At 59.2% G+C, this 17,446-nt stretch carries 19 protein-coding genes and 1 tRNA gene; 6 read left to right on the forward strand and 14 right to left on the reverse strand.

The genetic code is table 11. The features are described from left to right. Window positions 1–74: 74 nt before the first annotated feature. The 3 genes from AC1DNW_RS14505 (at window position 75) to AC1DNW_RS14515 (ending at window position 2,674) form a co-directional block, all read left to right on the forward strand. On the forward strand, window positions 75–527 hold the full coding sequence (locus AC1DNW_RS14505; RefSeq protein ID WP_477853241.1) for a hypothetical protein: 453 nt from the start codon (window positions 75–77) through the stop codon (window positions 525–527). A gap of 90 nt (window positions 528–617) precedes the next feature. Next, window positions 618–2,150 (forward strand): acyl-CoA carboxylase subunit beta, encoded by a 1,533-nt coding sequence (locus AC1DNW_RS14510; RefSeq protein ID WP_113310633.1) that lies wholly within the window; start codon window positions 618–620, stop codon window positions 2,148–2,150. A gap of 128 nt (window positions 2,151–2,278) precedes the next feature. Beyond that, window positions 2,279–2,674, forward strand: a complete 396-nt coding sequence (locus tag AC1DNW_RS14515) for a DoxX family protein (RefSeq protein WP_113299392.1) — start codon at window positions 2,279–2,281, stop codon at window positions 2,672–2,674. A 60-nt stretch (window positions 2,675–2,734) separates the two neighbouring features. On the opposite strand, the gene sugE is transcribed toward AC1DNW_RS14515, so the two are convergent. The 8 genes from sugE to lipB form a co-directional block, all read right to left on the reverse strand. After that, complete coding sequence (sugE, locus tag AC1DNW_RS14520) at window positions 2,735–3,049, reverse strand: quaternary ammonium compound efflux SMR transporter SugE (RefSeq protein ID WP_113310632.1); 315 nt, start codon at window positions 3,047–3,049, stop codon at window positions 2,735–2,737. A gap of 171 nt (window positions 3,050–3,220) precedes the next feature. Beyond that, entirely contained in the window at window positions 3,221–3,664 is a 444-nt protein-coding gene (locus tag AC1DNW_RS14525; RefSeq protein WP_113299390.1) for a YaiI/YqxD family protein, read from the reverse strand. A 10-nt stretch (window positions 3,665–3,674) separates the two neighbouring features. Next, window positions 3,675–4,148 (reverse strand): GNAT family N-acetyltransferase, encoded by a 474-nt coding sequence (locus tag AC1DNW_RS14530; RefSeq protein WP_477853243.1) that lies wholly within the window; start codon window positions 4,146–4,148, stop codon window positions 3,675–3,677. Beyond that, window positions 4,148–5,275, reverse strand: coding sequence for an S-(hydroxymethyl)glutathione dehydrogenase/class III alcohol dehydrogenase (locus tag AC1DNW_RS14535; protein WP_113310630.1), 1,128 nt, complete (start codon window positions 5,273–5,275; stop codon window positions 4,148–4,150). Before AC1DNW_RS14535 ends, AC1DNW_RS14530 begins: the two co-directional genes overlap by 1 nt. Before the next feature lie 231 nt (window positions 5,276–5,506). Then, window positions 5,507–7,516 (reverse strand): acetyl-CoA carboxylase biotin carboxylase subunit, encoded by a 2,010-nt coding sequence (locus tag AC1DNW_RS14540; protein ID WP_477853245.1) that lies wholly within the window; start codon window positions 7,514–7,516, stop codon window positions 5,507–5,509. A gap of 101 nt (window positions 7,517–7,617) precedes the next feature. Continuing rightward, window positions 7,618–8,322 (reverse strand): hypothetical protein, encoded by a 705-nt coding sequence (locus AC1DNW_RS14545; RefSeq protein ID WP_477853247.1) that lies wholly within the window; start codon window positions 8,320–8,322, stop codon window positions 7,618–7,620. A gap of 97 nt (window positions 8,323–8,419) precedes the next feature. After that, window positions 8,420–9,346: a DMT family transporter gene (locus tag AC1DNW_RS14550; RefSeq protein WP_477853248.1), complete on the reverse strand. Its 927-nt coding sequence runs from the start codon at window positions 9,344–9,346 to the stop codon at window positions 8,420–8,422. 92 nt (window positions 9,347–9,438) lie between these two features. Then, entirely contained in the window at window positions 9,439–10,164 is a 726-nt protein-coding gene (gene lipB, locus AC1DNW_RS14555) for a lipoyl(octanoyl) transferase LipB (RefSeq protein WP_113310626.1), read from the reverse strand. A gap of 261 nt (window positions 10,165–10,425) precedes the next feature. On the opposite strand from lipB, the gene AC1DNW_RS14560 reads away from it, so the two are divergent. Further along, a complete protein-coding gene (locus AC1DNW_RS14560; protein WP_113310625.1) occupies window positions 10,426–11,112 on the forward strand; it encodes a dimethylsulfonioproprionate lyase family protein in 687 nt (228 codons plus the stop codon). 349 nt (window positions 11,113–11,461) lie between these two features. On the opposite strand, the gene AC1DNW_RS14565 is transcribed toward AC1DNW_RS14560, so the two are convergent. The 4 genes from AC1DNW_RS14565 to AC1DNW_RS14580 form a co-directional block, all read right to left on the reverse strand. Further along, a tRNA-Leu gene (locus tag AC1DNW_RS14565) sits at window positions 11,462–11,546 on the reverse strand. A 174-nt stretch (window positions 11,547–11,720) separates the two neighbouring features. Continuing rightward, on the reverse strand, window positions 11,721–12,092 hold the full coding sequence (locus tag AC1DNW_RS14570) for a hypothetical protein (protein ID WP_113295465.1): 372 nt from the start codon (window positions 12,090–12,092) through the stop codon (window positions 11,721–11,723). Window positions 12,093–12,419: 327 nt separating this feature from the next. Then, the gene (locus tag AC1DNW_RS14575; protein WP_113310624.1) at window positions 12,420–12,917 is read right to left on the reverse strand and encodes a BON domain-containing protein; all 498 of its coding nucleotides are present in this window, start codon (window positions 12,915–12,917) and stop codon (window positions 12,420–12,422) included. Window positions 12,918–12,995: 78 nt separating this feature from the next. Beyond that, window positions 12,996–13,490, reverse strand: a complete 495-nt coding sequence (locus tag AC1DNW_RS14580; RefSeq protein WP_113310623.1) for a peptide deformylase — start codon at window positions 13,488–13,490, stop codon at window positions 12,996–12,998. Window positions 13,491–13,727: 237 nt separating this feature from the next. Here AC1DNW_RS14580 and mgtE point away from each other — a divergent pair, with 237 nt between their 5' ends. Further along, the gene (gene mgtE / locus AC1DNW_RS14585) at window positions 13,728–15,140 is read left to right on the forward strand and encodes a magnesium transporter (protein ID WP_477853255.1); all 1,413 of its coding nucleotides are present in this window, start codon (window positions 13,728–13,730) and stop codon (window positions 15,138–15,140) included. A gap of 64 nt (window positions 15,141–15,204) precedes the next feature. After that, window positions 15,205–15,597, forward strand: a complete 393-nt coding sequence (locus AC1DNW_RS14590) for a MerR family transcriptional regulator (protein ID WP_113295469.1) — start codon at window positions 15,205–15,207, stop codon at window positions 15,595–15,597. Here AC1DNW_RS14590 and AC1DNW_RS14595 read toward each other — a convergent pair whose 3' ends face one another. Together AC1DNW_RS14595 and AC1DNW_RS14600 are read right to left on the reverse strand one after the other, a co-directional pair. Then, a complete protein-coding gene (locus AC1DNW_RS14595; protein WP_113310622.1) occupies window positions 15,598–16,617 on the reverse strand; it encodes a heparan-alpha-glucosaminide N-acetyltransferase in 1,020 nt (339 codons plus the stop codon). Continuing rightward, window positions 16,618–17,385, reverse strand: coding sequence for a DUF599 domain-containing protein (locus AC1DNW_RS14600; RefSeq protein WP_113295728.1), 768 nt, complete (start codon window positions 17,383–17,385; stop codon window positions 16,618–16,620). Between the last annotated feature and the right edge of the window lie 61 nt (window positions 17,386–17,446).

Consider the following 17,446-nt stretch of genomic DNA (forward strand, 5'->3'; position numbering starts at 1 on the left):
GCCTGAATCATATTGCCTTGACGGGCTTTATGACCAAATCTGCGACTCCAGACGGGGATATGCGGGAATTTGGAATGAATTGGCAGACGTGGAAATTTTGCCTGATAGCGCTTGTTTGCATCGCGCTGACGGCCTGCGCCAGCCTCATGCCGAAGAAGGAGGAAAAGCCCGTCTACGACGTGCGAAGCGCCGTCGTGCTTTCGAGCACGACCCTGTCGGCGGAACTGCTTTCCGGCATCAGCGACCGCGTCAACTCCGCCATCCGCGCGACGGTCCGCACGAGCGAATTGCCGCGCGTGGTGCTGACGATCCGCATCGTTTCCGTCACAAAGGGCCTCGGTTTCCAGAAGGACCGCAATGTCGCGAAGGTGAGGATCGATGCGGCCTCCGTGGAAGACGGCTCCGTGATCGCCRTAACCTCCTTCGAAGTTACAAGCCTGACCGCCGATCCTGACCTTGCCGACGACATTCTGGCGGAAGATATCGCTGCACGCGTGCGCTCCGCCTTTTCACTGAGCGGACGCTAGGGCATTTCTGTTTCTAAGCAACTCCGGACACAAAACCGCGCATACTTTGCTGAAATGCTGCATAACCGCTGAAAGCGGCGAGGGGGGATCATGAAGGATATTCTGGAAGAGCTCGAACGCCGCCGCAAAATTGCCCGTCTCGGCGGCGGCCAGGTGCGCATCGACGCGCAGCATCAGCGCGGCAAGCTGACGGCGCGTGAGCGCATCGACCTCTTCCTCGACGAAGGCTCCTTCGAGGAGTTCGACATGTTCGTCGAGCACCGCTCTACCGATTTCGGCATGGACAAGAGCCGCATCGCCGGCGACGGCGTGGTGACCGGCTGGGGCACTGTCAACGGCCGCACCGTCTTCGTCTTCGCCAAGGATTTCACCGTCTTCGGCGGTTCGCTTTCGGAAGCCCATGCCGAGAAGATCATCAAGGTGCAGGATATGGCGCTGAAGAACCGCGCGCCTATCATCGGCATCTATGATGCAGGCGGCGCGCGCATTCAGGAAGGTGTCGCGGCACTCGGCGGTTATGCCGAAGTCTTCCAGCGCAATGTACTGGCGTCTGGCGTCATTCCGCAGATCTCCGTCATCATGGGGCCGTGCGCCGGCGGCGACGTCTATTCGCCTGCCATGACGGATTTCATCTTCATGGTGCGCGACACGTCCTACATGTTCGTGACCGGTCCCGATGTCGTGAAGACCGTCACCAACGAGACGGTGACATCGGAAGAACTCGGTGGCGCGAGCGTGCATACGACGCGCTCCTCGATAGCCGATGGCGCCTATGACAATGATGTCGATACGCTCTTGCAGGTTCGCCGCCTCATCGATTTCCTGCCGCAGTCGAACACGTCGCCGGTGCCGGAAATCGAATCTTATCAGTCGGCGACCGATGCCGACAATTCGCTGGATACGTTGATCCCGGCCAATGCCAACAAGCCCTACGACATCAAGGAATTGATCCAGAAGGTGGCGGACGAGGGGGATTTCTTCGAGATCCAGGCGAGCTTTGCCAAGAATATCGTCTGCGGCTTCGGGCGCATCGAGGGCTCGACTGTCGGCTTCGTCGCCAATCAGCCAATGGTGCTTGCCGGCGTGCTTGACAGCGACGCCTCACGCAAGGCGGCGCGCTTCGTGCGCTTCTGCGACTGCTTCAACATTCCGATCGTCACCTTCGTCGACGTGCCGGGTTTCCTGCCGGGCACGGCGCAGGAATATGGCGGGCTCATCAAGCATGGCGCCAAGCTGCTCTTTGCCTATGCGGAAGCGACGGTGCCGAAGCTGACGGTCATTACCCGCAAGGCCTTCGGCGGCGCCTATGACGTGATGGCGTCGAAACATCTGCGGGGCGATTTGAACTATGCCTGGCCGACGGCCCAGATCGCCGTCATGGGCGCCAAGGGCGCCGTCGAGATCATCTTCCGCAAGGATATCGCCGATCCCGAAAAGATTGCGGCGCACACGAAAATGTATGAGGATCGCTTCCTGTCACCCTTCGTGGCGGCCGAGCGGGGCTATGTCGACGAGGTGATCATGCCGCATTCGACACGGCGCCGGCTGGCTCGCGGACTGAAGATGCTGCGGAACAAGGATCTCAGCAATCCCTGGAAGAAGCACGACAACATCCCGTTGTGAACGAATAAAGGAGCCTCTTCAGGTGTTTATCCACTGTCGAAGTTGTGAACGCCTGTCAGCAAACTGTGTCTTCAATCCCTGTTAGAGACACGGTAACGCTCGGCAGTACACCCTTAAGGAGAGTCTTTATGTCAACTTTCGAGCGTCTATCCGCCTACCGCCCCTATGGTCTGGCCGCTCTCAGAATCATGACCGCGCTTCTGTTCATCGAGCACGGAACGATGAAGCTTTTCGGCTTCCCGGCAGCGCAGGGCGACGGCCCGCTGTCCACTTTGTTCCTGATTGCGGCACTGCTGGAAACCTTTGGCGGTATCCTCATTCTCATCGGCTTCGCAACACGGCCGGTTGCCTTCCTGTTGGCGGGCGAAATGGCGATCGCCTATTTCATGGCGCATATGCCGCACAGCTTCTTCCCGGCTCTCAACCAGGGCGATGGCGCGATCCTGTTCTGCTTCGTCTTCCTCTACCTGTTCTTTGCCGGCGCCGGTGCATGGTCCGTCGATAACAGAAACGCGGCTGCCTAACAGAAGAGGCTGCGGGTGCTTCATCGCCGCAGCCTCTTCTTCATTTCAGATATTTCTTTTTCAGGCCGTCAGCTTGAGGCCGGCAATGCCGGTGACGATCAGCGCAATGCAGATCAGGCGCGAGGCGCTTGCCGCATCCCCCAGAAGCCAGATACCGAGCAAGACGGTACCAACAGTGCCTATACCGGTCCAGATCGCGTAAGCCGTGCCGATGGGCAGGGTTTTGACGGCAAGACCGAGCAGGATGACGCTCACCACCATGCAAATGACTGTGAGGATCGTCGGCATCGGACGGGTGAAGCCGTCGGTATATTTCAGACCGATTGCCCAACCGCATTCAAAAAGGCCAGCGAGAAAAAGCAGGAACCAGGCCATCATACTCTCCTTGTCAAGAGCGAGGCCGTCCCCGCGACTTTTGCGCCCCGGGCAGACCCGAGCGCCGCAGTCGTCTGCGTCACGCTTGATATGGACGAGGGAACGGCTGAGTTCAAGTTAGGAATTGGCATAGCTGCCATGCCACCCGATTCCAGCGGGCAGGCCTGGCAATCAGGCGTTCTTCGCGCGGCGGCAGAGACGATCGAAGGTCTCGAGGAAACGCGAACGATCCTTGGGGCTGAAAGCGGCATTGTAGCCCTTGCTTTCGCCGGTCTCTCGCAGATGAGCGCCGAGATCGCGCATGGCGCTCGCCATGCCGATGTTGGTCTGATCAAAGACACGTCCTGTCGGGCCTGTCACGAAGGAGCCCTTGGCGACGCAGCGAACCGCAAGCGGCACGTCGGCAGTCACCACGACATCCGTCGGGCCGGTATTGTCGGCGATCCAGTTGTCGGCGGCGTCAAAGGCATTCGAGACAATGACGTTGCGCACCATCGGGTCACGGGATGGGCGCAGGCCGGAATTGGCGACGAAGGTCACCTCCATGCCGAGGCGTTCGGCCACTTTCAGGATTTCGGGTTTGACCGGGCAGGCATCGGCATCGACATAGATCATGGGAAAACCCTCATGCCGGCTCTCCGGCCAGCTGGCGGACCATATCGATATGGGGAATGCCGTCTTCCAGATATTCCTCCGAGGTCTTCACGAAACCGAAGGATTCGTAGAAGCGACGCAGATGGGCCTGCGCCGAAAGCGCGATGGGATTTTCGGGAAAGAGCCTTTCACAGACGATGATCGATTCCTTCATCACCGCATCGCCGAGCCGCCTGCCGCGATGGGCGGGTGAGACAACGACGCGGCCGATCTTTGCGGGATCCTGTGCATTATAGGGCTTCAGGAGCCGCGTGGAGGCAATGAGTTCAGTGCCCTCCAGCAGCCGCAGGTGCAGGGCATCGATATCCTTGCCGTMGAGTTCCGGATAGGGGCAATTCTGCTCGACGACGAAGACATCCACACGCATTCTCAAGAGGTCGTAAAGCTCCCGCGCGGAGAGCTCATCGAGGCCCTTCAGATCGACGCTGTAGGCAATAGCAGTCATCAATAGACCACGACGCCGCGGATGCTTTCACCCTTGTGCATGAGATCGAAGCCCTTGTTGATGTCTTCGAGCGGCATTGTGTGGGTGATCATCGGGTCGATCTGGATCTTGCCCTCCATGTACCAGTCGACGATCTTCGGCACGTCGGTGCGACCGCGGGCACCGCCGAAGGCCGTGCCCATCCAGTTGCGGCCAGTGACCAGCTGGAAGGGACGCGTCGAGATCTCCTGGCCGGCGCCGGCGACGCCAATGATGACGGACTTGCCCCAGCCACGGTGGCTGGCTTCCAGCGCCTGGCGCATGACCTTGGTGTTGCCGGTGCAGTCGAAGGTGTAATCGGCGCCGCCGATCAGGTCGCCATGGCGCTTCGTCATGTTGACGAGATAGGGCACGATGTCGTCGCCGACTTCCTTCGGGTTGACGAAATGCGTCATGCCGAACCTCTCGCCCCATGCCTTGCGGTCAGGGTTGATATCGACACCGATGATCATGTCGGCACCGGCAAGGCGCAAGCCCTGGAGAACGTTGAGACCGATACCGCCGAGACCGAAGACGATGGCCGTCGAGCCGATCTCGACCTTGGCGGTGTTGATGACCGCGCCGATGCCCGTCGTGACACCGCAGCCGATATAGCAGACCTTGTCGAAGGGGGCGTCGGGATTGATCTTGGCAAGCGCGATCTCCGGCAGAACGGTGAAGTTCGCGAAGGTCGAGCAGCCCATATAGTGGTGGATCTTGTCCTTGCCGATCGAGAAGCGCGAGGTGCCGTCGGGCATCACGCCCTGGCCCTGGGTCGCGCGGATCGAGGTGCAGAGATTGGTCTTGCGCGAGGTGCAGGAATAGCATTCGCGGCATTCCGGCGTGTAGAGCGGAATCACGTGATCGCCCTTTTTCACGGACGTGACGCCGGGRCCGACATCGACGACGATGCCGGCGCCTTCATGGCCAAGGATCGCCGGGAAAAGACCTTCCGGATCGGCACCGGAAAGCGTGAAATCATCAGTGTGGCAAATGCCGGTCGCCTTGACCTCGATCAGCACTTCGCCTGCCTTCGGGCCTTCGAGCTGAACGGTCATGACCTCAAGGGGTTTTCCTGCCTGAACGGCAACGGCGGCGCGAACATCCATCTTCGATCTCCTCTGATTTGCGTGGCGGACTCTTGCACGCTCGGCGAGGATGGCTCAAGCACAAAAAGGGCTTAGAACGCCATTCGAAAATCGGCTTCGCCTAGGTGAATTCCATATCGGCTTCGCCTAGGTGAATTCCATATCGGCTTCGCCTAGGTGAATTCCATATCGGCTTCGCCTAGGTGAATTCCATATCGGCTTCGCCTAGGTGAATTCCATATCGGCTTCGCCTCAGGCAAATTCCATGATGACGGCATCGACCGCGAGGCTTTCGCCAGGAGCGGCCGTAATCTTGCCGACGACGAGATCGCGCTCGGCACGCAGCACGTTTTCCATCTTCATCGCTTCGACGACAGCGAGCGTTTCGCCTGCCTTGACCTCCTGGCCTTCGGAGACGGCGATCGAGACGACGAGGCCGGGMATGGGGCAGAGCAGGAGCTTGGAGGTATCCGGCGGCAACTTGACGGGCATCAGGCGATCCAACTCGGCATGACGCGGCGTAAAGACACGCGCCTTGACCGAAAGACCCTGCCAGTCGATTCGCAGGCCATTCAGGATCGGACGGATCTGCGCCGTCACCGGCCGGCTGGCAATCCTGCCATGCCAGACCGGATCGCCCGGTCTCCAATCGGTGACAACGGTTTCGGTGCGGCCACCGACCTCCATTTCCATCTCGAAGGGAATCGTGACGAGGCCATCGATCAGTTTGACAGGCACATAGGTGCTGCCAAGCTTGACGGCCCATTCGTCACGCAAGGAGCCGCTCGCCTGGCGCAAGCGGTCGGCAAAGTCCTCGCGGCGGCCGGACTCGATCAAGGAAACGGAAAGCGCGATGGCGGCAAGCGCTGCCTCTTCCGCCGCGTCAGGCGCCATCGGGGCGAAGCCTTCAGGATATTCTTCAGCGATGAAGCCGGTGGAAAGGCGGCCTTCGCGCCAGCGCGGATGCTTCATGAGCGCCGAGAGGAAGGGAACATTGTGTTCAATGCCATCGACCACGAACGCGTCGAGCGCCTGGCCCATGGCTTCCACCGCCTGCAGGCGGCTCGGCGCCCAGGTGCAGAGCTTGGCGATCATCGGGTCGTAATACATGGAGATTTCAGCGCCTTCGAAGACACCGGTATCGTTGCGGATGATCAGATCGCCAGTCCGGCCCTCTGCCGGTGGTCGGTAACGCGTCAGGCGGCCGATCGAGGGCAGGAAGTTGCGGTAGGGATCTTCGGCATAGAGACGGCTTTCCACCGCCCAGCCATTCAACCTGATGTCCTTCTGGGCGAAGGGCAGCTTCTCGCCTGATGCAACGCGGATCATCTGCTCGACGAGATCGATGCCGGTCACGAGTTCCGTCACCGGATGCTCAACCTGCAGGCGAGTATTCATTTCGAGGAAATAGAAATTGCGGTCGCGGTCGACAATGAACTCCACCGTGCCGGCGCTCTGATAGTCGACAGCCTTTGCGAGCGCCACCGACTGCGCGCCCATGGCTGCACGGGTCTTCTCATCGAGGAAAGGCGAGGGCGCTTCTTCGGCGACCTTCTGGTTCCGGCGCTGGATGGAGCATTCGCGCTCGCCGAGATAGACGACATTGCCATGCGCATCGGCCAGTACCTGGATTTCGATATGGCGCGGATCGACCACATATTTCTCGATGAAGACGCGGTCGTCGCCGAAGGAACTCTTGGCTTCCGAGCGGGCGCGGTCGAAGCCGTCGCGCACCTCCGCCTGATTCCAGGCAATGCGCATACCCTTGCCGCCGCCGCCGGCTGATGCCTTGATCATCACGGGATAGCCGATCTCAGCGGCGATCTTTTCGGCATGCGCCACGTCATCGATCACCCCGAGATAACCGGGTACGGTCGAGACCTTGGCGGCATTGGCGAATTTCTTCGATTCGATCTTGTCGCCCATCGCCATGATCGCCCTGGGCTTCGGGCCGATGAAGATGATGCCTTCCTTCTCCAGCGCCTCGCAAAAGGAAGCGCGCTCCGACAGGAAGCCATAGCCGGGGTGCACGGCTTCGGCACCGGTCTCTTTGCAGGCAGCGATTATCTTTTCGGCAACGAGATAGCTTTCGGCAGCCGGGGCAGGGCCAATGTGGACGGCCTCATCGGCCATTTCGACATGCAGGGCATCCCGATCCGCATCCGAATAGACCGCAACGGTGGCAATGCCCATGCGGCGCGCGGTTTTGATCACGCGGCAGGCAATCTCGCCGCGATTCGCGATCAGGATTTTCTTGAACATCGAGACTCCACCCAGGAAATGCGTTCCGGAGTTTTACGCATAAAAAGCCGGAACGTACAATTGGGCTGAAGAATCAGGGCGGGCTGAGATATTACAGACGATCAGGCAACCGCAGCAGCGACGACCGGCTCTTCGTCGATGATGCGCAGCCAACGGCTGCGTTTCGGCTCGGCATAATCTCTGATTTCGACCGCAGCCATGATCTCGCCCCAGCGCTGATGATTCGCGCCTGGTAGCGTTGCCGCCTCGATGCGCTGCAGAACGCCATATTCGACCGGCGAAACGCCGATGACGCCGCCTTCGCTGACGCTTCTCAAAACGCGCATGACGTAGTCGACATCCTGGCGTGCGATGCTCTTGCGGTCGATAGCGCGGGTCAGTTTGTAGCCGCCGATATCCTCTGATAGCGCCAAGCGGAGCTGATCGAGCGCGAGCGCCCGCAGCTCATCGGGCACATGGGCGCTGAGTTCCATGACGTGCAGGACGAGCTCAAGCTCGAGCGCGGAATTGACAACGCCGTCGGTCGTGAACATGCGCATGATCCATGCGACATTTATTTCGTCCAGTGAGCCCTGCGGATAGGTATAATCGACGATGAAGCCTGCCAGCTGTTCCACGAAGAACGCGTTMCATTCCGAGCATTTTTCGGGGCAGGAATTATTGAGCGCCAACATCACCACGACATCATCGGATGTCCGGATTCCCTCCGGAAAGGTATGTTTGCGCAGCAGCACAATGTCCTCGGCCGTCAGCCGATGCTTACCGGCGATGACACACGCCGGAAAAGCGAGACGGAACTCACTCATCTTTTATCTCCAGACTTCATCATGAAGCCGGAAGTGGTTTTATCGATGCCGAATTGAAGATCCCTCAAGAAGGAGGGTTAACCTTGGATTGGCCGTTTCATTCGGATTTTAACGACCGTGCCTGCAAACGCTCGCGCCAGATGATAAAAAGACCCGATGCAACTATGATGGCGATGCCGATCCATTTGGAAACATTCGGAAAATCGCCGAAGAGGGCGTAACCGAGCACGGTCGCCGAAATGATCTCGAAATATTGGAACGGCGCAAGCAGCGACAGCGGCGCCAGGCGGAAAGCCTTAACAACCAGCATGTGCGCATAGCCCGAGATCGTGCCGAGAATGACCAGCAGCGCGAGGCCGAGCCAGGAGGCGGGCAGGGAGGGGATGAAGTCGGCATTGCCGATGCTGCTTCCGACAAACATTGCGCCCGCCATGAAGATCGTACCGCCGATACCCGACATCGTTTGCATCGTCAGCGGCGAATCCGCCTCGCCGATCGCACGGTTGAGGAAGAGATAAAGCGAGAAGAGGAAGGCGCAGAAAACCGGCAGCAGCGCCTTCAGGCCAAAGATCTCATAGCTTGGCTGGATGACGATCATCGCGCCGCTGAAACCGACGACGATTGCCATCCAGCGGCGCCAGCCGACCTTGTCTCCCRGAAACAGTGCCGAGAGCGCTGTCAGCATGAAGGGCTCGACGAAGTAGATGGCGAAGACATCGGCGAGCGGCATGTATTTGACCGCGACGAAGAAAAGCAGGCTGGCTGCGCCATGCAGCGCACCGCGCAGGAGGTTCATCCACGGGCGCTTGGCAGACAGCGCCTGCATGCCGAACATGGCAAAGAGGATCGGCAGAGTGCAGACCAGCTGGAAGAAGAAGCGGTAGAAGGTTACCTGTCCAGGCGACATGCCCTCGAAGGTCGCCATGTATTTGGCGATCGCATCCATCGTCGGCAGGATGGCCATGGCCCCAGCCATGATAGCCATGCCCTGGAGCGGATTCTGTGCGGAGGGAGATTGGGACATGAGGGCTGCTTCTTGCGGATGACGTCATCAACCACAGGAAGGTCATTCAATCAAGGACTGGCAATCAAGCACCGGCAATCAAGCACTGGCAATCAAGGACAGTGCCCCGTATCGTTGACGGTTTCGCCGAAGATCTCTTCGAAGGCAGCACGCAGGCGGATATCGGCATCGGCCATCATCACCGGCAGGCCGAGATCGACGAGGCTGGTAACGCCGAAGGCCGAGATGCCACATGGCACGATGCCGGTGAAATGATCGAGATCAGGATCGACGTTCAGCGACAGGCCGTGGAACGTCACCCATTTGCGCAGGCGGATGCCAAGTGCGGCGATCTTGTCTTCCGCCATGGTCCCGTCAGGCAAGAGCGGCCTCTCCGGCCGGCGGACCCAGACACCGACACGATCCTCGCGCCGTTCACCGCGCACATTCATCGAATCGAGCGTCCGGATGATGACTTCTTCCAGTGCTGCGACGAAGGCGCGGACATCCTGCCGGCGGCGCTTGAGATCAAGCATGACATAGGCAACACGCTGGCCCGGACCGTGGTAGGTATATTCACCGCCGCGGCCGGTGGCGAAGACCGGAAAGCGATCCGGCTCGACGAGATCCTTGGCATCGGCACTGGTGCCGGCCGTATAGAGCGACGGATGCTCCAGCAGCCAGACAAGCTCGTCGCCGCCTTGGGCAATATCAGCTACCTCCCGCTCCATCGTCTCTACCGCTTCCACATAGGGCACGAGTTCATCCGAGATCCGCCAGCGAACGGGGCGCGAACCAAGTTTCGGGAGCATAGAGAAATCGAGATCGGTGCGTAGCATGACAGTCCTTGGCGCCATCACGCAAAGAGGGGCGCGGCGCGGGCTTCTATATGGACTCGGGCGAAGAGTGATTCAATTGTTCTTTGCTGCAGGCGGCTTTTCAGCACGGAGCTTCTGCGCGCCAATCAGTCCATGATGAAATGCGGAACGAAGCGGGAGACGGAACGCTATGCCGCCGATCATGGTCTGGCGGCAAATCGATCAGAGTCCTTGCAGGAGCTGGACCCGGCACTGTAGGGAAGGTTCTGCACGGAGAAGGTAATGGGCAGGATAATCAAGCGGGCAGCAGATCTGCTCATCACCGATGAGAATGAGCCGGTAAAAAGCAGGCTTCGCGAACGCGGCGCTGCGCAGCGCCCAGCGATGCTCGACAACTTCCTGAACTTGCTGGTCCGGGCGATGCTGAATCCCTCGGCTTCGACGATGGCGAGCTTTGTCGCGGGTAAGGTCTTTCAAAAGCTCGAGCGTACAGGAACGCTGCGCGACACGCGGCTCCAGGATACCGGAACCCCTTCAGGCCTCGAGGCGGCACTTCAAAACGCAATCGCGACTGGCGACTTATACTCCGAGATAGCGCAGTGCGTTTGGCGCCTTGCCGAATCACTCGTGTGGATCAGAGGCAGAAGTGGACCGTTTGCCAGCCTCAACTTTGAGAAGGCCCATGCACATAGCGTGATTGTTGGGCCAGGTGGCCTGGAGGACCGGACGGATATCCGGGTTGGCCTTACATATATGGAACCCTACAGCCGTTTCCCGGATCACGTCCAACGGTTTTCACGGGCCTTCCTGCTGCTTTCCCCATGCGAACTTTCAATAGCCGGAGAGAACTGGTTTTCGACCGGAATAGGCGGTGTCTTCGCTGCTGAAGCCGGACAGTCGTTTGCCATGCGTTGCACCACTACTCCGCTTCTCGCGGTCTGGTGTCACGTTGAAGAGGCGGGAAGATAAAGTGCCGGAGGACCGCGCCGATTCCGGTGAAGGGCGATATGGGATGAGTCGCGTATCAGTGATGCTCAAAGAGGCAGCACAGTCTCTTTGTCAGATCGGAGATTCGAGGGGCGTTTGAAAAGCAAACCGTCACGCCGAGGACTCAGTCTTGGAGGGATTGAACTGAGATKATCACGGGAGCTGCTTAAGAGAGGTGCGAACGTTGAACATCGATCAAATGGGTTGCTTTTTTCGCGACCACACAAACAGAACCAATAAAAGTATGGTTCTGGCGTAACTAAAATCGCGCGGAGAAATATTCGCACTCGTCCAAAAAAACATAATCAAAATAATACCCCTGAGAGGGGAATGGTGCGGTCGAGAAGACTCGAACTTCCACGGGTTACCCCACAGCGACCTCAACGCTGCGCGTCTACCAATTCCGCCACGACCGCATCGTGGTAGGGCCGATTTGCGTCGGCGAGGCAGCATGTAGCAAAAGCCTCAGAGGTACACAAGCGCGATGTGACAGTTTTTTTTAAAAGCTTGTCCGAGGTGTGGATTACGCCGCAGGAGACATTGAAATTACAAAAGAAAAGGGCCGGAAACCGGCCCTTTCTCGGATTATGTCAGTGCATTGCGCGGCATGCTTCGGTGCGGCTTGCTCCGCTATCGGCGCCTTTCTGGTGGGAGCCCTTCGGGCCGACCATGCTGTGGCAGTCCGGCAGCGGCTTGATGCTGGCGGTCGCGGTGTTGTCGACTTTCGCCGGCTTCGTCATCGCTGTCGGCGAGAAGCCATCGCTGTCATTCGTGTAGTCGCTGGAATAGGCAGGGGCGGCCGCATGGGTCGGATAGTGCATGGGCTTGGCCGGTGCGACCGGGGTCTGGTAGAGGCCGTCGCCATCGTTGGAATAGTCGTCATTGTACTTCGTCTGAGCGAAGGCTGCACTGGCCAGGCTGACGGCAAACAGGGTGGCGGCGGCGGCGATTTTCATGCGCATGGGTCATCTCCTCAATCTCTTGTTGCAAGCAACAACACAAAACCAACCCTCGGCAAGCTCAGTTCGCTCCCCAATTCGGGCAAATTTGTGAGAAAGATGACGGCCATGTTGCGACGTTTTGTCCGAATGAAATCACATATTTGTCAATGTTTTTGAGGGGTACGTTACCTTAGCCGGCACAGTTAATTGCCTGAGATGTCAACGCTTTCATCCGAAGGGCAATTTTGCAATCTTTAATTGATTAACTATTTGTAATTTTAGAGACGGAAAAACCGGAAAGCAGGGAGCTTTCCGGTCCTGAAATGTGGCGATTTCGTGTTTTCGGCCTTAGTCTTCATTCGGGATGTGGGCATCGACACCTGTCATCTGCAACCGGTTACGCACATGGTGGACACCGTCCACCGACAGAGCGCCGAGCTCGACCTTGCGGGCGATGCCGATCGTTTCGACCGACCCGTCCAGCGTCACGGTATGCCCGTCGGCGTGAACCTCGACGCTGTCGATATCTACCTCGGGGATATTTTCCAGATTTTCGGTCACGCGGGCCTCGAGATCGTCGCTCTCGCCGCGGTCGATGGTATCAGGCTCGAGCGAATCCTTCAGACGATTTTCATTGCCGTCCTCGTCCGTCCCGTCGATGCGGAAGCCGCCGTTGCGGTCACGGTCGAAATTGGCCGAGGTTTCGCCATAGGCACGGTTTTCGGTTGCTGCGGCTTTCGCACCGCTGCCGTCGGCATAAGGCCAGCCGTCGTCCAGATTGCGCTCCTCGAAGTCGCGATAATCCTCTTCGCGGGAAAGCGAGGTCTTGTCAGTGATCTTTGGCATTTCCGTCTCCTTCCGGTTCCATTCTGCAAGGCAAACGCAGGAAGGGCGCTGTTGGTTCGACCGATTGCGGCGCTACCCTCAGCTTTTCATTCTATCCCACTTTTTGACCAGCCGGTCACGCTTCAGCCGCGACAGGCGCTGCAGCCAGAAAATGCCGTCGAGCTGATCGACCTCGTGCTGGACGCAGATGGCGAGGAAGTCCGATGCCTCTTCTTCGTGGTGATGGCCCTGGAGATCCTGATAGTGAAAGCGGATCGCCTTCGGGCGTGTGACCTCGTCCGTCGCACCCGGCATCGAGACGCTGCCCTCCATATGGATCATCGTCTCGTCCGAAAACCAGGTGATGTCGGGATTGACATAGATGCGCACGCCGTCGGCCTTGTCGAGTTCCAGCACCGTCAGCCGCTCAAAGACGCCGATATGGGCAGCGGTGATGCCGACACCGGGTGCCGCCCGCATCGTCTGCAACAGGTCGTCGGCAAGCCCTGACAGGGCCGAATCGAACGACATTACCGGGGCGCAGACCGTCTTCAGGCCGGGATGCGGATAGCGGAGAATGGGGCGGATCGGCACAGCTAAGCTTCCTTTCGGCAAATGGCAGCGGAAACTATAGCCGGCCACAGGCATTGTCATCAGAAAGCATGTGTTTGAGCTTTACGGCAGAAATGCTTTGGGCTAGCAGGTCGATAAGGAATCCCGCGGCCGCAAGGGCAGGGCGGAATTCGCTTATCCGCTTGTTGACAATGCATTTTCAGCCGACATTTTCCAATGCGGCTCGATAGTCTTTGAAATCAGATGCGAGGGCGGCATATGACGACGACCGATACCGAAGACCGCCGCAAGCGTCCGACCGACGAAGAAGTCGATATCTATAATGAAGATGGCAATGTGCGCAGCGATTTCCTGGCGCGCCTGGGTGCAGCCATCGCCGATCGCGATACGCTGTTTCTTCGCCAGAACGTCGCGCGCCTGCACGAATCGGAGATAGGCGACCTCCTGGAATCGATCCAGCCGGATCAGCGCCTGGCGCTGGTGCGCCTGCTCGGCGACGATTTCGACATGACGGCGCTGACCGAAGTGGACGAGACGATCCGCCGCGAGATCGTCGACCAGCTGCCGAACGAGCAGATCGCCGCGGCCATCGGCGAACTGGATTCGGACGACGCGGTCTACATTCTCGAAGACCTCGACAAGGAAGACCGGGAAGAGATCCTCGCGCAGCTGCCGTTTACGGAGCGGGTGCGCCTTCGCCGCGCGCTCGATTATCCCGAAAGCTCGGCCGGCCGCCGCATGCAGACGGAATTCGTCGCCGTGCCGCCGTTCTGGACGGTCGGACAGACGATCGACTACATGCGCGACGAGGAGGATCTGCCCTATTCCTTCTCGCAGATCTTCGTCATCGACCCGACCTTCAAGTTGCTCGGGGCCGTCGATCTCGATCAGATCCTGCGCACCAAGCGGCAGAACAAGATCGAAGCCATCATGCGGGAAACGAACCATCCGATCCCCGCCGAGATGGACCAGGAAGAGGCCGCCCAGCTCTTCGAACAGTACGACCTCCTGTCTGCAGCTGTCGTCGATGAGAACGAACGGCTCGTCGGCGTGCTCACCATCGACGACGTGGTCGACGTCATCCACGAAGAGGCGGACGAGGACATCAAGCGTCTCGGCGGTGTGGGCGACGAAGAACTGTCCGACAACGTGATCTCGACCGTGCGCTCGCGCTTCCTCTGGCTGTTGATCAACTTGGGCACGGCGATGCTGTCTGCAAGCGTCATCGGCCTCTTCGACGGCTCGATCGAGAAGATGATTGCGCTTGCAGTGCTGATGCCTATCGTTGCCTCCATGGGCGGCAACGCCGGCACGCAGACCATGACCGTGACCGTGCGTGCACTCGCAACCCGTGACCTCGATATCTACAATGCCGGCCGCATCATCCGCAGAGAGGCGGGCGTCGGCATCCTGAACGGAATGCTCTTCGCCTTGCTGCTGGGCTTGATCGCCGGCACTTGGTTCCACAATTACCAGCTTGGCGCCGTCATCKGGGCGGCGATGATCATCAATCTGATTGCAGCAGCCCTTGCCGGCATCCTGCTGCCGCTGCTGCTCGACAAGATGGGAGCGGACCCTGCGATCGCCTCGTCCGTCTTCGTCACGACCGTCACCGACTGTACCGGCTTTTTCGCCTTCCTCGGCTTAGCGACATGGTGGTTCGGCATCTGAACAGATGCCTAAATTGACTATTACGTAAAAGTCAATATTATGTCAGGCGGATGACGGGGATGCCATGCTGGTGAACAAGTACTATACCATAACGGAGCTGACGCGCGAATTCGGAGTATCGACGCGCACGCTTCGCTTCTATGAAGACGAAGGTTTGATCCAACCGGAACGCCGCGGACGCACGCGGCTGTTCCGTCCTGCCGACCGGCGGCTCATTCAGGAAATCCTGCGCGGCCGGCGCATCGGCTTCACCATTGCCGAAATCCGCGAGATCATTCAGGTCTACAAGGAGCCGCCGGGCGAGCTCGGCCAGCTCAAACTGTTGATGAAGCGTGTGGACGAGAAGCGCGAAGACCTGCGCCAGAAGCGCAAGGATATCGACGAAACGATCACCGAGCTCGACAATATCGAGGAGTCCTGCCTTGGCCGCCTCGCCGAGATCGGCGTCACGACCTGATCACTGTTGGGGCTCGGGCTGCGACTGCGGCGCGGGTTCTATTTCGGCGCTGCACTGGGTGGCAAGCACCATAATTCTCTCATCATCCGCCTTGACCGCGCCTGTCTGGAACGGCGTCAAGAGCTGTTGTGCCTGCAACTGGTCGAGCGTGCACTGGCAAAAGCTGCGGCAGAGCGCTTCGCCCTGTTCGACCGTGCAGGACGTATTGCACTGGCGCAGATATGTCGCTGCCGGATCGGGTTTCGGCGGCGCGATGATGAAGGTCAGGCCATAAGCGATGGCGATCAATACCGGCTGATGAATGAGGTAGAAGGCGAGGCTGTGGCGGCCGAGGCGCGCAAGCCATGTTCCACCCGTGCCCAATGATGCCAGTCTCTGGGGCAGCTTCGTGCGGAAGGAAAGACGGGCGAGGCTCATGCCCAGAAAGAAGGGCGTCGCCCAGGGAAAGAGCGGCACAAAATCGTTCGACCGGTCTGGGGTGGCCGCAAAGCCGAGCCAGGCCAGATATTTCGGGTCGAAAAGGTGCGTATCCAGCACGCCGGGCATGACGAAGGCGTCGACAATCCAGGCGACGAACAGCGCCAGCGTGACGAGCAGCGTCACGGGCAATGGCAGGCGCAGAAAAACCACGCCGATGAGGCTCAGAGCCGCAATGGAATGCAGGATGCCGAAATAGATCCATTCGCCGGGCACGAAGTAGCGTGTCGCGGCGGATATGACCACGGCTGCGCCGGCGACCATAGCGAAACGCTTCCAGAAGGAAGGCCAGCGGATTTCGGGCCGGCTTGATAGCACCAGGCTGATGCCGACGATGAAGAGGAAGGTGGTGGCGATCGCGCGGGCATAGATCTTCAGCCAGCCGGTTTCGGCGGTCCCGGGCTGCAGATAGCCCATGAATTCCAGATCCCAGCTGAAATGGTAGGTGGCCATGGCAATAAGCGCGGCGCCGCGCGCCGTATCCACAAGGCCGATGCGCGGTGGCCTCTGCGGGGCCGTCGCTTCCGTTGCCGACACTATCATTCACAATCCCTCGGACAGCTCATCACCGTCACTCGCTGACGGCTTGTTGCGCTGAACAGGAGAAAGGTGGAGATTTGGTGGCGGGTTTGCGTCCATGATGGCGAGGCGCGCTTCCGAAAAGAACTGCCGTCGGGTCAGGACCACAATGACCATGGCCGTCGTACCCATAAAAACATAGGGGTTGATGAACCAGCCGAGATAGCCGATCGACAGGAAGATTGCCCTGAGCCCTTCGTTGAAATGGCCGCCGGCGATGACATTCATGCGGATGACACGCTCCGCGGCGCGCTCGGCGGCGATCATGTCCTTCTCCGAGTCATGCACCATCGGAATGCCGCCGAAGAGAATGGTGCAATAGTTGAAGAGGCGATAGGACCAGCCGAACTTGAAGAAGGCGTAGCCGAAGAGGGCAGCAAGGCCGCCGACCTTCATTTCAAAGACGGCATGTCCGCTGTGGAAGACGAAGGGCAGGTCGGCGAAGACGGCATCCACCTTTTCCGTGGCGCCGAGCAGCGCAAAGCAGCTGCCGACCGCGAAGATGGATGTCGAGGCGAAAAAGGCCGTGCCGTTCTGCAGCCCTGCCATGATCTGGGTGTCGATCATCTTCAAATCGCGACGCAGGGAGTTATATATCCATTCACGCCGCCGCTCCGCCATGGCGTGGGTCAGGCTGGTGCGCCCGAAGAAGGTCTGACCGTGCAGCAGCCAGGAATAGCCCATCCAGATAAAGATAAAGAAGGCAAGCGCGATATAGTCCGCCGTCGTCATCATCAGCGAGTCAGTTCCCATATAAATGCGGCCACTCTATAGATGCATTCGAATGCTGCAA

It is taken from the genome of Rhizobium sp. 05L429, from assembly GCF_056397645.1.

Excerpts from the sequence above, each read along its gene's own strand:
- AC1DNW_RS14510 (WP_113310633.1), top strand. The coding sequence starts at position 618 with ATGAAGGATATTCTGGAAGAGCTCGAACGCCGCCGCAAAATTGCCCGT.
- AC1DNW_RS14515 (WP_113299392.1), top strand. The coding sequence starts at position 2,279 with ATGTCAACTTTCGAGCGTCTATCCGCCTACCGCCCCTATGGTCTGGCC.
- sugE (WP_113310632.1), bottom strand. The coding sequence starts at position 3,049 with ATGGCCTGGTTCCTGCTTTTTCTCGCTGGCCTTTTTGAATGCGGTTGG.
- AC1DNW_RS14525 (WP_113299390.1), bottom strand. The coding sequence starts at position 3,664 with ATGATCTATGTCGATGCCGATGCCTGCCCGGTCAAACCCGAAATCCTG.
- lipB (WP_113310626.1), bottom strand. The coding sequence starts at position 10,164 with ATGCTACGCACCGATCTCGATTTCTCTATGCTCCCGAAACTTGGTTCG.
- AC1DNW_RS14560 (WP_113310625.1), top strand. The coding sequence starts at position 10,426 with ATGGGCAGGATAATCAAGCGGGCAGCAGATCTGCTCATCACCGATGAG.
- AC1DNW_RS14570 (WP_113295465.1), bottom strand. The coding sequence starts at position 12,092 with ATGCGCATGAAAATCGCCGCCGCCGCCACCCTGTTTGCCGTCAGCCTG.
- AC1DNW_RS14575 (WP_113310624.1), bottom strand. The coding sequence starts at position 12,917 with ATGCCAAAGATCACTGACAAGACCTCGCTTTCCCGCGAAGAGGATTAT.
- AC1DNW_RS14590 (WP_113295469.1), top strand. The coding sequence starts at position 15,205 with ATGCTGGTGAACAAGTACTATACCATAACGGAGCTGACGCGCGAATTC.
- AC1DNW_RS14595 (WP_113310622.1), bottom strand. The coding sequence starts at position 16,617 with ATGATAGTGTCGGCAACGGAAGCGACGGCCCCGCAGAGGCCACCGCGC.
- AC1DNW_RS14600 (WP_113295728.1), bottom strand. The coding sequence starts at position 17,385 with ATGACGACGGCGGACTATATCGCGCTTGCCTTCTTTATCTTTATCTGG.